General features: G+C 46.0%; 16 protein-coding genes. 10 read left to right on the forward strand and 6 right to left on the reverse strand.

Annotation, left to right across the window (positions count from 1 at the left end; translation table 11 throughout):
- Positions 1 to 23: 23 nt before the first annotated feature.
- Both ACFQ45_RS03620 and rutR read right to left on the reverse strand, forming a co-directional pair.
- A complete protein-coding gene (locus ACFQ45_RS03620) occupies positions 24 to 878 on the reverse strand; it encodes a PA4780 family RIO1-like protein kinase (RefSeq protein WP_377365430.1) in 855 nt (284 codons plus the stop codon).
- A 99-nt stretch (positions 879 to 977) separates the two neighbouring features.
- A complete protein-coding gene (rutR, locus tag ACFQ45_RS03625; RefSeq protein ID WP_377365431.1) occupies positions 978 to 1,673 on the reverse strand; it encodes an HTH-type transcriptional regulator RutR in 696 nt (231 codons plus the stop codon).
- Between the two features lie 424 nt (positions 1,674 to 2,097).
- Between rutR and rutA the strand changes: the two genes are divergently transcribed.
- From rutA to ACFQ45_RS03660, 7 genes are all read left to right on the forward strand, one after another.
- The gene (gene rutA, locus ACFQ45_RS03630; protein WP_377365433.1) at positions 2,098 to 3,189 is read left to right on the forward strand and encodes a pyrimidine utilization protein A; all 1,092 of its coding nucleotides are present in this window, start codon (positions 2,098 to 2,100) and stop codon (positions 3,187 to 3,189) included.
- Positions 3,186 to 3,896: a pyrimidine utilization protein B gene (rutB, locus tag ACFQ45_RS03635; protein ID WP_377365434.1), complete on the forward strand. Its 711-nt coding sequence runs from the start codon at positions 3,186 to 3,188 to the stop codon at positions 3,894 to 3,896. Before rutA ends, rutB begins: the two co-directional genes overlap by 4 nt.
- A gap of 10 nt (positions 3,897 to 3,906) precedes the next feature.
- Positions 3,907 to 4,296, forward strand: a complete 390-nt coding sequence (rutC, locus tag ACFQ45_RS03640; protein ID WP_377365435.1) for a pyrimidine utilization protein C — start codon at positions 3,907 to 3,909, stop codon at positions 4,294 to 4,296.
- 23 nt (positions 4,297 to 4,319) lie between these two features.
- Positions 4,320 to 5,096 carry a pyrimidine utilization protein D gene (gene rutD / locus ACFQ45_RS03645; protein ID WP_377365436.1) on the forward strand — a complete coding sequence of 259 codons (777 nt, stop codon included), beginning with the start codon at positions 4,320 to 4,322 and terminating at the stop codon, positions 5,094 to 5,096.
- A gap of 95 nt (positions 5,097 to 5,191) precedes the next feature.
- The gene (locus ACFQ45_RS03650) at positions 5,192 to 5,773 is read left to right on the forward strand and encodes a flavin reductase (protein ID WP_377365437.1); all 582 of its coding nucleotides are present in this window, start codon (positions 5,192 to 5,194) and stop codon (positions 5,771 to 5,773) included.
- Between the two features lie 138 nt (positions 5,774 to 5,911).
- A complete protein-coding gene (locus ACFQ45_RS03655; RefSeq protein WP_377365439.1) occupies positions 5,912 to 7,393 on the forward strand; it encodes an NCS1 family nucleobase:cation symporter-1 in 1,482 nt (493 codons plus the stop codon).
- A 188-nt stretch (positions 7,394 to 7,581) separates the two neighbouring features.
- Complete coding sequence (locus ACFQ45_RS03660; protein WP_377365440.1) at positions 7,582 to 8,163, forward strand: 3'-5' exonuclease; 582 nt, start codon at positions 7,582 to 7,584, stop codon at positions 8,161 to 8,163.
- Between the two features lie 29 nt (positions 8,164 to 8,192).
- Here ACFQ45_RS03660 and ACFQ45_RS03665 read toward each other — a convergent pair whose 3' ends face one another.
- Together ACFQ45_RS03665 and ACFQ45_RS03670 are read right to left on the reverse strand one after the other, a co-directional pair.
- Positions 8,193 to 9,002 carry an EAL domain-containing protein gene (locus ACFQ45_RS03665; RefSeq protein WP_377365441.1) on the reverse strand — a complete coding sequence of 270 codons (810 nt, stop codon included), beginning with the start codon at positions 9,000 to 9,002 and terminating at the stop codon, positions 8,193 to 8,195.
- Positions 8,887 to 9,348, reverse strand: a complete 462-nt coding sequence (locus tag ACFQ45_RS03670) for a hypothetical protein (protein WP_377365442.1) — start codon at positions 9,346 to 9,348, stop codon at positions 8,887 to 8,889. The genes ACFQ45_RS03665 and ACFQ45_RS03670 overlap by 116 nt, the downstream gene beginning before the upstream one ends.
- Before the next feature lie 220 nt (positions 9,349 to 9,568).
- Here ACFQ45_RS03670 and ACFQ45_RS03675 point away from each other — a divergent pair, with 220 nt between their 5' ends.
- Positions 9,569 to 10,018 carry a helix-turn-helix domain-containing protein gene (locus ACFQ45_RS03675; protein ID WP_377365444.1) on the forward strand — a complete coding sequence of 150 codons (450 nt, stop codon included), beginning with the start codon at positions 9,569 to 9,571 and terminating at the stop codon, positions 10,016 to 10,018.
- Between the two features lie 68 nt (positions 10,019 to 10,086).
- Here ACFQ45_RS03675 and ACFQ45_RS03680 read toward each other — a convergent pair whose 3' ends face one another.
- Positions 10,087 to 11,175, reverse strand: a complete 1,089-nt coding sequence (locus ACFQ45_RS03680; RefSeq protein WP_377365445.1) for a mechanosensitive ion channel family protein — start codon at positions 11,173 to 11,175, stop codon at positions 10,087 to 10,089.
- 118 nt (positions 11,176 to 11,293) lie between these two features.
- Here ACFQ45_RS03680 and ACFQ45_RS03685 point away from each other — a divergent pair, with 118 nt between their 5' ends.
- On the forward strand, positions 11,294 to 11,773 hold the full coding sequence (locus ACFQ45_RS03685) for a hypothetical protein (RefSeq protein ID WP_377365447.1): 480 nt from the start codon (positions 11,294 to 11,296) through the stop codon (positions 11,771 to 11,773).
- A 253-nt stretch (positions 11,774 to 12,026) separates the two neighbouring features.
- Positions 12,027 to 12,236 (forward strand): cold-shock protein, encoded by a 210-nt coding sequence (locus tag ACFQ45_RS03690; protein WP_377365449.1) that lies wholly within the window; start codon positions 12,027 to 12,029, stop codon positions 12,234 to 12,236.
- 67 nt (positions 12,237 to 12,303) lie between these two features.
- Here ACFQ45_RS03690 and ACFQ45_RS03695 read toward each other — a convergent pair whose 3' ends face one another.
- Complete coding sequence (locus ACFQ45_RS03695; protein WP_377365451.1) at positions 12,304 to 12,738, reverse strand: pseudoazurin; 435 nt, start codon at positions 12,736 to 12,738, stop codon at positions 12,304 to 12,306.
- Positions 12,739 to 12,748 lie beyond the last annotated feature (10 nt).

The following is a 12,748-nucleotide window of genomic DNA, read 5'->3' on the forward strand; positions in this document are numbered from 1 at the left end:
CTCTTAATCCCTCGCAACCTCTCTCAATCTTCCTCGTCTCCCTTTATGCGTCTCAACCTTGCTTGCTCTTCTTCAAAGGCTTCTTGAATCTCTACCAAGACGGCATCCACATCCGCCGCTTCCGTTGGCTCATCAAAATGACCTGTGAGTTCGGTATCTGGTTTAAGTTTGCCGGATTCGTAGATGTCCCATATCTCTTTGGCGTATTGGGTGGTGAGCAGCTCTGGGGCGAATTGACCGTAGTAATCCCGCATATTGTTGACGTCACGCTCTAGCATCCATTCAGCATGGTTGTTGGCGACAGCATCCACTGCTTGGGGCAGGTCTATGATCACGGGACCATCTTGATCCACAAGTACGTTGAATTCCGATAGGTCGCCGTGTACCAAGCCAGCGCACAGCATGCGTACCACATCTCGGATGATCTGGGTGTGGTGTTCGAGGGCTTGTTCTTGGGTGAGCGTCACATCGTTTAAGCGCGGTGCTACATCGCCGTCTGCGTCGGTAATCAGCTCCATTAGCAAGACCCCATCAAAGCAGCCATAGGGCTGAGGCACCCGCACGTGCGCCTGGGCCAGCTTGTATAGAGCATCGACTTCGGCGTTGTGCCAGAGGGATTCTTGCTCTTCGCGACCGTATTTGGAGCCTTTTGCCATGGCGCGAGCTTGGCGGCTATTCCGCACTTTACGGCCTTCACGGTATTGCACTGCTTGTTTAAAGCTGCGTTTGTTAACCTCTTTATACACCTTGGCACAGCGGATGTCAGACCCACAGCGGACCATGTAAACGGTGGCTTCTTTACCGCTCATAAGTTGGCTAATCACTTCGTCGATGAGTCCGTCTTCAATCAGTGGTTGCAGCCTTTTTGGGGTTTTCATGACATTCCTTTAATGACAGAGAAAAATGGAAACCATAATCCTTAGGATAGTGAGGTTTCATTTTATAGGTAAAGTGAAATAGGTGGTCAGGTCGCCAACCTAAAGCCTTGGACGCTTTAATCCATCAATGATTAATTGTTGGATCGAGGTACAGGTTTCTTCGAAGAATTTCTTATTCGATAGGTCTTTGCCTGTGATGGCTTTGACCTGCACGTTGAAGTCGGCAAAGTGCTGGGTGGTGGACCAGATGAAGAAGATCAGTTGGATCGGGCTAATGGGTTTGATCTTGCCTTTTTTAATCCAGCTTTCGATGACCTTGGTTTTGTCTTGCAACAGGCTCTTTAGCTCGTTTTCAAGATAGCCTTTGAGAATCGGTGCCCCTTGGATGATCTCAAGGCAGAACAGACGTGACGCCTCCGGTTGATCCCGTGACAGCTCTAGCTTCAGGCGAATGTAGTTTTTTAGGACTTCTTCTGGGTCGTCCATTTCTTCAAACACGGCAATAGGCTTCAGCCAGTCGTTAAGGATGTTCTCTAAGATGGTGAGATACAGGGCTTCTTTGTTGCTGAAGTAGTAAAATAGGTTGGTTTTAGAGATGTCCGCAGTATTGGCGATTTGCTCAATGGTCGTTCCGTGAAAGCCGTAGGTAGAGAAGACGGATAACGCCGTTTCTAAAATAAACTGTCTTTTGTCATCAAACTTTTTACGTCTACGGGCACCTGGTTCGGTCTCGGTACGAGGCTTTTTTAGGGGTTGAACCTTGGTGTCTTTCAGAGAGATGTCAGTTTTTGTCATTGAAAACGCTACGTCCTTTCAGGGAACTCTTTAATTCATCAAGAGCAGTTGCTGAGATTGTACCACTTGCTAGGGCATGTGTGACTAACTTGGTTGCCTTGTCAGTCATGTCTCTCAGTTAGATCACTCTTCCATCGTGTTTTCGTTCAAATTTCCTTGTTTAGAAAGGTGTGATTTTGAATCCATTTTATGACGTTTGGTCATGGTCAAGTGTGTCTTTGTGTGCACTTTTTGTTCGATTTAAGTGCATGATGAAAAAAGGTTGCACCATTCTAGATGGTTCAAAACAGACCAATTGGTCTGAAAACTTTAGGCTGTTTTTAGCTAAGTGATTGTTAAATATAAGTAAAACTTTTTTGGCATCTTTCTTGATATAGATCAAAAAGTGAGCAGATAGATATTTTGAAAGATAAAAGGAGTTTTTATGCAAATTGGTGTTTTTATCCCGATTGGAAATAATGGCTGGCTGATCTCTGAAAATGCACCTCAGTACATGCCGACATTTGATCTCAATAAAGAGATTGTTTTGCGCGCTGAGCACTACGGTCTGGACTTCGCTTTATCCATGATTAAGTTGCGTGGATTTGGTGGTAAAACAGAGTTTTGGGATCACAACTTAGAGTCTTTCACCCTAATGGCGGGTTTGGCTGCTGCCACCTCTAAAATCAAACTTTTCGCTACCGCGGCGACCCTAACATTGCCCCCTGCGATTGTGGCGCGTATGGCGTCCACTATTGATTCCATTTCCCATGGTCGCTTTGGTGTGAACCTTGTGACTGGCTGGCAAAAACCTGAGTACTCACAAATGGGGTTATGGCCAGGGGATGAGTTTTTTGGTTCCCGTTATGACTATCTCTCTGAGTATGCTCAGGTGTTGCGTGACCTGTGGGACGAAGGCAAGTCGGATTTCAAAGGGGATCATTTCACCATGGAAGACTGCCGAGTCAGTCCTCAGCCACAGGAGAGAATGAAGATCATTTGTGCCGGCTCCAGTGATGCGGGCATGGCGTTTTCGGCCAAATTTGCTGACTACAACTTTATCTTTGGCAAAGGGGTCAACACACCACAAGCCTTTGAGCCTGCGATAAATCGTCTTAAAGGTGCCACCGAAAAGACTGGTCGTGATGTGAGTGCTTTTGTGCTCTTTATGGTGATCGCTGATGAAACCGATGAGGCGGCTCGCGCAAAGTGGGAAAGCTATAAAGAAGGCAAAGACGACGAGGCACTGGAGTGGTTGGGGGTTCAGGCTGCCAAAGACAAAACCTCAGGTTCTGATACCAATGTGCGTCAAATGTCTGATCCGACTTCGGCGGTCAATATCAATATGGGCACCTTGGTGGGCTCCTACGAAACCGTAGCAAAGCTACTGGACGAAGTGGCAGAAGTGCAAGGGACTGGCGGTGTGTTGTTGACCTTTGATCACTTTGTTGAAGGTGTGACGGCCTTTGGCGAGCGCATTCAGCCATTAATGAAAACCCGCCAGCACGTGACTGTGGAAGGGGAGTACGCCGCATGATGTCAGGGTACGCCTTAAATACCGGTGCGGATACGAGCAAGCAGATTAACGCTGAGCCGGAAGCCATTGCCATCAAGCCCAGCGAAACGGCCTTGATCGTGGTGGATATGCAGAATGCCTACACCACCATCGAGGGCTATTTGGATCTGGCGGGGTTTGATGTGTCGGCCACCGCACCAGTGGTGAAAAACATTAATACGGCCATTGAGTTGTCCCGCAAAGCAGGCATCCAAGTGGTGTTTTTGCAAAATGGCTGGGACCCAAAATATGTGGAAGCGGGGGGCGAAGGCTCTCCTAACTGGCATAAGTCTAATGCCTTAAAAACCATGCGTAAGAAGCCCGAACTTGAAGGCCGATTCTTAGCAAAGGGCGGGTGGGATTATGCCTTGGTGGATGAACTCACACCTCAGGAAGGGGATTGGATTATCCCGAAAACCCGCTACAGCGGCTTTTTTAACACTAACCTAGACAGCATGCTCCGTGCGCGGGGGATTCGTAATCTCGTGTTCACGGGGATCGCTACCAATGTCTGTGTGGAGTCGACTCTGCGTGATGGTTTTCACTTGGAATATTTTGGTATCGCCCTGTCCGATGCGACCTATCCCGCTGGGCCTCAGTCTGCCCATGACGCCGCCCTTAAAAACATCAGCACGTTTTTTGGTTGGGTTGCCAGCCTAGAAGACTACCGTAACGCTCTCTCTGAATAAGGAATCATGTATGCCAAAGCAAACTGTAATGCCAAAAGGAACCGGAACACCTATTGCACCTTTTGTCCCTGGGACAATGGCGGACGGCATTGTTTATGTGTCGGGCACCTTGCCGTTTGATAGTGATAACAACGTGGTTTTTCCGGGGGATGCCAGTGCGCAAACTCGACACGTTTTGGAAACCATCAAAGGCGTGGTGGAAGAAGCGGGAGGCACCATGGCAGATGTGACCTTCAACATGATTATGATCAAAGACTGGGGCGATTACGCTGCCATTAACCAAGTCTATGCGGAGTTTTTTCCCGGTGAAAAACCTGCCCGTTACTGCATTCAATGTGGCTTAGTAAAAGAAGCGGCCCTGGTTGAGATCGCTTCCATTGCTCACGTTGGCAAAGACTAATCCAGAGCAAGGCAGGGAAGACCATGTATTACGAAATCCATGGTGATCCTGCTCACTCCGAGGCGATTTTACTCTCCTCGGGGCTGGGTGGTTCTCACCATTATTGGCAGGCGCAAGTGCCTGAGCTGGCGAAGCGCTTCAAGGTCATTATTTATGATCACTATGGCACTGGGAAAAGTATGGGCACTTTGCCTGAAGGCTACAACATGGCTCAGATGGCGGCAGAGATTGAAACCGTCATGGCGCAGACGGAAACCGAACGCGCCCACATCCTAGGTCATGCCTTGGGGGGCTTGATGGGCTTACAACTGGCGATTCAAAGCCCTGAGAAGGTGGCGAGTCTGTTGCTGATCAATGCTTGGGCGAAAACCGATGATCACACTAAACGCTGTTTTGAGATTCGTCAGTCCATTCTTAAGCAATCCGGTTTGGCCATGTACCTCAAAGCCCAGCCGTTGTTTTTGTACCCATCAGAGTGGATGAAAACCAATCGGGCCCTGCTGGATCGCGAATTAGACCATTTACTGTCTTCTGATTTTAGCGAAGACAACTTGCTGACGCGGATCGCGGCCATTGAAGCCTTTGATGTGTCTCAGTCTTTACCATCTGTGACGTGCCCGGTTGGGCTAGTGGCCACCAAAGACGATTTGCTGGTGCCGTATTCTTGCTCCTTGGAGCTGGACAAGACTTTGACCCATTCAAGTCTGTATCTGTTAGAGCACGGTGGTCACGGCTGCAATGTGACTGAGCCTGAGGCTTTTAATCAACTACTCGAAACGTTTTACGATGCTTTGCGTTAGGGGCGAAGAATTGTTCACGACCACTGAGATGAGCAAAGCGCCACTTGCACCGTCCTTATATAAAGCAAATCTAGATTCAGAGGAGATCTGACCATATGTCTGATTCTGCAACCTATTCAAAACCACATTTTAAAGAATCCACCACAGCCCAAAGGGAATCGGCTGTAAACGCTTTTGCATTTGATCCGTCACTAAAGGGAGAAGATGTCTCCAAGCTGTTTCGTGAAGGGATGTCTCGATTAGGGGCGTCCGTCAACGTGATCACTACCATGACAGACGGGGGACCTGTTGGCTTTACCGCGACGGCGGTGACCAGTGTGACCGATACGCCACCGACACTTTTGGTGTGTTTGAACCGTTCTTCTTCGGTGTATTCAGCCTTTGATCAGGCGGAACACCTTTGTGTCAATGTGCTTGGGGCTGGGCAAGACGAAGTTTCTGGCACCTTTGCCAGTAAGCTCAGTCAAGCCGAGCGCTTTGCCCAGACCCAGTGGCAGCCTATGGTCACTGGCGCTCCGTCATTGACCGCCAGTGCTACCGTGTTTGATTGTCGCATTGCGTCGCGCAATACGGTCGGCACTCACGAAGTGTTTTTTTGCGAAGTGGTGGCGGTGGGCTTAGCCGAAGCCGCGACTAATTTGGTGTATTTCAATCGCAAATACCAAAGTCTGAGCTAACAAAGTGATTTTTGTATGGCTCAACGATAACCAAACAAACCTCTGAAATCTTAATAAAAACAAAGTCATGTTTGTGCAATACGTGGATGAAACGAGTGATTAACTAAAACTGTTTTCTTAGTCAATGAGGACCTAGAAATGAATTCAAGCATGAAAAAGATTGATGAGTTTTACGAGTTAGAAGTCGGGGAAGATCTAAAGTCGAGTAACAATTTCAATGAGGATTTGGCGCCGACGAAAGTATCTGAACGAACCTGGGGGAAATTTAATATCGCTGCCTTGTGGGTAGGGATTGCTATCTGTGTGCCGACTTATACGTTGGGGGGGATTTTAACCAACTATTTTGGTTTGTCTGTGGTGGAAGCCTTGGTGACGATTTTGATCGCCAATATAGTCGTGCTGATTCCATTAACCTTAAACGCTTTTGCAGGGACGAAATACGGCATTCCATTCCCTGTCATGCTCCGTTCTTCATTTGGTATAAAAGGGTCGAACATTCCTTGTATGGTTCGTGGTTTGGTGGCCTGTGGTTGGTTTGGTATTCAGACCATGTTTGGCGGTCTGGCTATTCATCTATTTCTCTCATCGATCTCTTCTGCTTGGGCGAGTTTAGGGGGCGTCGGGGAAGTCATTGGTTTCTTCATTTTTTGGTTGTTGAATGTCTTGGTGGTACTGAAAGGGGCTAATTCCATTAAGTGGTTAGAAACCTTGTCTGCACCTTTATTATTGGTGGTATCGCTGGGTTTGTTATTCTGGGCCAGCGGCAAGGTCTCCTATGTGGAGCTGCTAGCAACGCCTGCTAACCGTCCTGAAACCGATGGCCTTGCTAAATACTTCTTTTCTGGATTGACTGCCATGGTGGGCTTTTGGGCCACTTTGTCCCTGAACATTCCAGATTTTAGCCGTTACGCCAAGTCGCAAAAGGATCAGGTGATTGGTCAAATCATTGGCTTGCCGCTGACCATGTTTATGTTTTCGTCCTTAGGTGTGGTGATGACCGCCGCGTCAGTACAAATGTTTGGTTACACCATCTCTGACCCGATTACTCTAGTGGGCCAGATCGATAATCCTTTTGTGGTGGCTGTGGCCATGATCATGATCATTATCGCCACCTTATCTACTAACACTGCGGCTAATGTGGTTTCTCCTACCAATGATTTCCAGAACATTGCGCCAAAGTACATCAATCATACAAAAGGTGTGTTGTTGACCGGTGTGGTTGGGATCGCTCTGATGGGTTGGGAGTTGATGAAAAAGCTTGGTTGGGTCGCGTCCGATGTGAGTGTTGAGGGCTTTATATCCAACTGGCTGTTGGCCTATTCAAGTCTGCTTGGGCCGATTGCTGGCATCATGATTGTGGATTATTTCGTAACCAAAAAGCAGACTCTAGATGTGTTGGCTCTGTATCAAGAAGACGCTTATCCTGCGGTGAATTGGGCGGGTATGTTTGCCTTCTTGATTCCTGTGTCGCTCACCATGGTCGCTATCACCTTTGATACCTTAATGTGGTTCTACAACTACGGCTGGTTTACGGGAGCCATCAGTGGTGCAGTCTTGTATTACGTGATCACTCAGTTTAGCCCTAAGTATTATGTGAACTCTGAGCTGTCTAACGTCTAATCAGGCTTGCTCATCAGGGGGGGCTTTTATTCGTCCTTTCTGAGTTAGTCTAAGATCGATTCAACCCTAGTTCAGCCATGCTGGACTAGGGTTTTATTGTATGGAAGGAGGGCATCGTCCTCGACAAGCTAAGGTGAATCGCGTAAATAGAGTGCCTACTTAAAAAAGACTTAGATAAGAGCGAAACGATGCAAAGGCCGACGAAAGAACAGATCAATCAATTGCCTCCTTATGTGGGCTTAGCCTTGGCAGATATTTTAGTGGTTGAAAATGAGGATCAGGCTGAGCAGGCATTGGCCGTGTTACGCCAGCAAGAAAGCGTTGGTTATGACACAGAAAGTAAGCCGATCTTTCGCAAAGGCGAAGTCAGCCCTGGGCCAACCTTGATTCAGCTGGCGACCTTAACACAGGGTTTTTTATTTCCCACACGCTTCCCCGCTGCATTGGCCGCGGCGGCAGAAATCTTAGGCAATGCCAAGATTCAAAAAGTGGGTTTTGGGCTTAAAGACGACAACCGTGAATTACGAGGCAAGCTTGGGATGAGTATCGTAAATACGGAGGATTTGTCTTTGATCTTAAAGCGCTTAGCCGGTGAAAAGAACACTATAGGTGCAAGGGCCGGTGTCGCCATGGTGCTTCAGGCTCGGCTGATGAAAGGGGCACAAAAATCCAATTGGGGAGCCTATCCACTGAGCGAGAGCCAAATCTTGTATGGGGCAAATGATGCCCATTCTGCTATCTGCATTCAACACAAGCTCAATGGAGGTTAAGCGTTTACATTAACTTGTGCTGATGCAGTCTAACGACCCCAGCGATTGCTGATGTTGAAAAACCAGTTCTCAAAGTCTGCCTCGGAAAGTGGCTTTGAAAACATGTATCCCTGATAAATTTGACAGCCTAGATCTTCCAGTATTTCCAGTTGTTCGGTATTTTCCACCCCTTCGGCAATGACGGACAGTCCTAGTTTCTTGCCTATGGATAAAGTAGATGCACTGATTTCTTTATAGAGGTTTTCAGGAAGGTTTAATACGAATGATCGGTCTAACTTTAATTGTGAGACAGGGATTCTTGTGAGTCTTTTAAAGTTTGAATAACCAATTCCAAAGTCATCCAAAGAAAACTTTATTCCCAAGGCATTTAAATGATTCAATGAGGAAATAACAGCATCGGAATAATGTATTTTTTTGCCTTCTGTAATTTCTATGGTGATTTTATCAGTAGGGATTTGGTGTTTATTTAATGTCGCTAATATTCTGCTATGGGTGTTTAGGTTATTAAGGCTAACAGGTGAAAAGTTCACCGAGGTCATTGGGATTTCTATGCCTTTATCTTGCCATTTTGTTAACTGGTGACAAACCTGATCAAGTACCCAGATATCCAACTCAGAAATAAAGTTAAAATCTTCCGCTAGGGCAACAAATACATCTGGGTTAATAGGTGTTTCTTGTCCTCGATCCCATCGGCAGAGCGCTTCAATGCCAAATAATTCTCTATTAATTGTATTGATTTGAGGCTGGTAGTGGACTGAGAATTTGCCATAGTGAAGATCTCTTACCAATTGATCTATAAGCGTTTCTTGAGTCTTTGAAGGGGGGGGATAGTGTTGCAATCGGCTCTTCAACATAACTGACGGCAAGGTATTTTTGGCTAGGGGTTTCTATTTCATTGATGGTTAATTTGACTTCAGTAAACCCGCTAAGTTTACTTTTGAATAAAAGTTCAATTTCATTTCCGATTAAACCGTTAAATTCATTGAGATCAAAAATTCTTTGCTCATCCTTCAGCCAAAAACTATCTGAGGGTAGGGCGTATAGTTGTTTGGATTCAGAGTAGATTGCATTCAGTGCCTCGTTACAAAACACTAGACAATCATTACGATCTAATACAATAAAGCATCCTTTCGTATCTTGTAAAAAATGTGCATCAGTCTCAAAATCAGTCTTATCGCTATACATCAAATATTCGCCAAAGTTTTACTGTTTGCTGAAGTTTGTACAAGAACTCGCGATCTTTGTTTTCGAAAAACAACAACGGCTTTGTTAAGTCAATATTGCCCCATAGGCAATAAATGTCAAGGGTTTTGCCTTTGGTGTATTGCCCTGATGGCAAAAAAATATCGATTAATTTGCCCTATTGGTTTTGCCGTTTAGGCAAGAAAATACGGATAATTCCGCTATGAATATTGGCTATGTTATTAAAATCTTGCGCAAGCAGCGTAAATTGACTCAAGAGCAAATCGCGCTGGAAGCAGATATTGCAACCAGTAACATTTCGCGTATTGAGAAAGGCCTGAGACAGCCTTCCCAGAAGGTTTTGCAGAAGATCTCTCAAGCGTTAGGCACAACGCCGTCTATGCTTTATGCAGCCTGTGAGCAACCTGAGTCGAGTATTCCTAGCTTCTTGGAGCGTAGTAATGTAATGGCTTGGCATGGTCACCATGACGAGCAACATTTAACAGCTGGCTCTCAAACCGTGCTAAAGCTTTTTAACGAGCTTTCTTCCAACAATAAAGCCTTGTTAATTGAGCAGCTGAAAGCGCTTCATCAGTGGCAAAACTCGTCAGACGAAGAGATGGACATTCAGCTTTCGACCCACCACGCCAAGATAAGCATTGTCTCCAAATAGGCTTAAACCACCTATATTGTGCTTTCGACATTTTAATTAATGACTCTTTTAGCATCAGCTGGGTGACATCAGTTCTGATCCTTTATGGTCATAAACTTGGCATTCTCTTGATCGGTGTTGATAGCACTGATTGGATAAGGGATGACGATTTGCTCTTCTTTAAAGCGTTTATGTAGGGCTTTGATAAACGCGGCTCTCAAGAAAAACTGATGGAAAAACTCCTGACCTCTTAGGATCACGGTAAAGTTGATGCTGGAGTTGTCGAAGGTGTGAAACAACACAACAGGATCATGGGTCGGGACTCCGAATTCGTGTTCCTTCATCAGGTTTTTGGCGACGTCAATGACCACTTCTTCTACCTGCTCTAAGTCTGAATCGTAATGAACCCCCACTTCTACAGGCACGGACATTTCACGAGATGGGTAAAAATAGTTAATGATTTTTGACTCAGACAACACACTGTTGGGCATGATAACGGTGTTGTTGGGGAGCATCTTGATCCAAGTCGAGCGCCAGCCGATTTTCTCCACGAAGCCCTGCTCGCCAGAGTCCAGCTCGATGAAATCTCCTACCCGTATCGGTCGGTCTACCAGCAGCTGTACGCCAGAAAAGAAGTTTTCTAAGGTCGGTTGCAGAGCCAAAGCTACCGCCAATGAGCCGATTCCTAAGGAAGCAATCAATGGGGTAATGGATATTCCCAAGGTACCCAACAAGATTAAAACCCCAATACCAAATACAAAAGAGCGGCTGATGCCTTTAACAATCGGGCGGCTACTGTGAAGTAGGGTGGACTTGGTGCTGTAATGGTTGATGGTGCCTGCGACAATGCGATCAAAGAACAGCACTGTGGCTAAGACTAATAAGATAGGCACCACATAGACCGTTGAACCTTCAATGGCTTTTGAAAACTCGGTCTCTTTAGCGGGTAGGCGCTCTAAAATAAAGATGCCGATACAGACAATGACCAAAGAGAGAGGTGTTTTAATCGCGGTGAGAATGAGTGAATCTAGAAAGAATTGACTCTTGTTGGCTAAACGAATCAAGCGCTTTAACACGAAGTGTTTGATTAATAATAACGCACTGATAATGACCAATACGCCCACTAGTGAGAGCATCCAATCGGGCAGGAGTTGATTTAAGGAACTGATATCATTCATGAAAGTATCCTTGTCAAAGAGTCATAAATAAAATGCTGCAATATCCATTCCCCTGTAACAAAATCATCCGAACCTGCGTCTAACTAGATAATTAACCGCCATGGAGACCCTAAACACGATGGACAGTATTCAGTATCTACCCTTGGACCAGATTGCTGCGGCCGATCTGCTTCCCATTTTGAATAAATCCAGTACTCGTAAGCATTTGATCGAACACGACGTATTTGACCTACAGCGGGTGAGGGACTGGGTCGTCGATAAGGTCGAAGAAGACGCCTGTGATGGCTGCTTAGTGCGCGCTACTTTGTTGGATGAAACTCCCGTGGGCTGGTGTGGGATACAGCAATCAGAGTTAGGGTATGAAATTGCCATCGTGTTGGATGACGGTAGTTGGGGGATCGGTAAGGCTATTTTTAAACAATTGATTTTCTGGTGTGAGGCGTTCCAGCATGAGACGGTTTACATTCATTTATTGCATACTCGACCCGCTTATAACTTTTTGCACCGACTGGCAGAACGCACCTTTGAAACTCAAATGCTAGGGGATACCTTTACCACCTATGAGCTTAATGTAGGCAAGATGACAAAGCAGTTTTAGTCATCTTGTTAGGCGGTAGAGTTGGTAAGAGCGCGTTAATTGGTGAACTTCTGAATATATATGAAATAAATCTTGACCGAGTTAACAATTGTCTATAGATTAACCGCAGCTAGAAACACAGCGTCTTTTTACTTCCTCTTTGCGTAGCGTTATTCGTAGTTCTCCGTCCTGCAGTATTTAAAACTTTGTCTTCATTTCCATGCTATTCCGCCTAAAAAGGCACATTATTTTTTATATCTACAGGATACTTATTATGTCTACGACAACTACTGGCACCGTAAAATGGTTTAACGAAACGAAAGGTTTTGGCTTCATCGAGCAAAAATCTGGTCCAGACGTGTTCGCTCATTTCAGCGCTATTCAAACATCTGGTTTCAAAACATTGGCTGAAGGCCAAGCAGTTGAGTTCATCGTGACTCAAGGTCCAAAAGGACCTCAAGCTGAGAACATTGTAGCGATCTAATCATCACTGATTCATTGCTTACCGAAAGAGGCTGCCATTAGGCGGCCTTTTTTTATGTCTAAAAAACTTACTCTGCAAGCACTGAAGCCTTGATGGCGTTGAAACGTAGCTTGGGCTGTTTAGGCAGGGTTTTAGGGATGTCGAATTCGCTGATGTCTCCTTCACCCGCTTGGATGATCATCACCATCCCCATGGTAAGGTGGGGCGCGCATTCGATGCCATAAAAGCCTGCTTTATTGATGGTCATGGTAATCGGCTTATTGATATCACCACGGTAACGGTTTGCTCCGCGTGGAATCATGTAGTTTATTGTGACGGCGTTATGACCATAATCCGTGGGCTCAAAGGTCACGGTATCGCCCACCTCGACTTTCAAAAAGCTGGGTTCAAACGCCATGTAGCCCCATTCTCCTTGGTTAAGCATTTTTACCACGTGCTCTGCGGAATAGCTGACAGTGGTAAAAACAGTGAGCGCAACAGTGAACACGAGTCGATGGAACATAGGGCCTCTC

The sequence above is a fragment of the Rhodanobacter aciditrophus genome, from assembly GCF_042679525.1.
Lineage (GTDB): Bacteria > Pseudomonadota > Gammaproteobacteria > Pseudomonadales > Marinomonadaceae > Marinomonas > Marinomonas aciditrophus.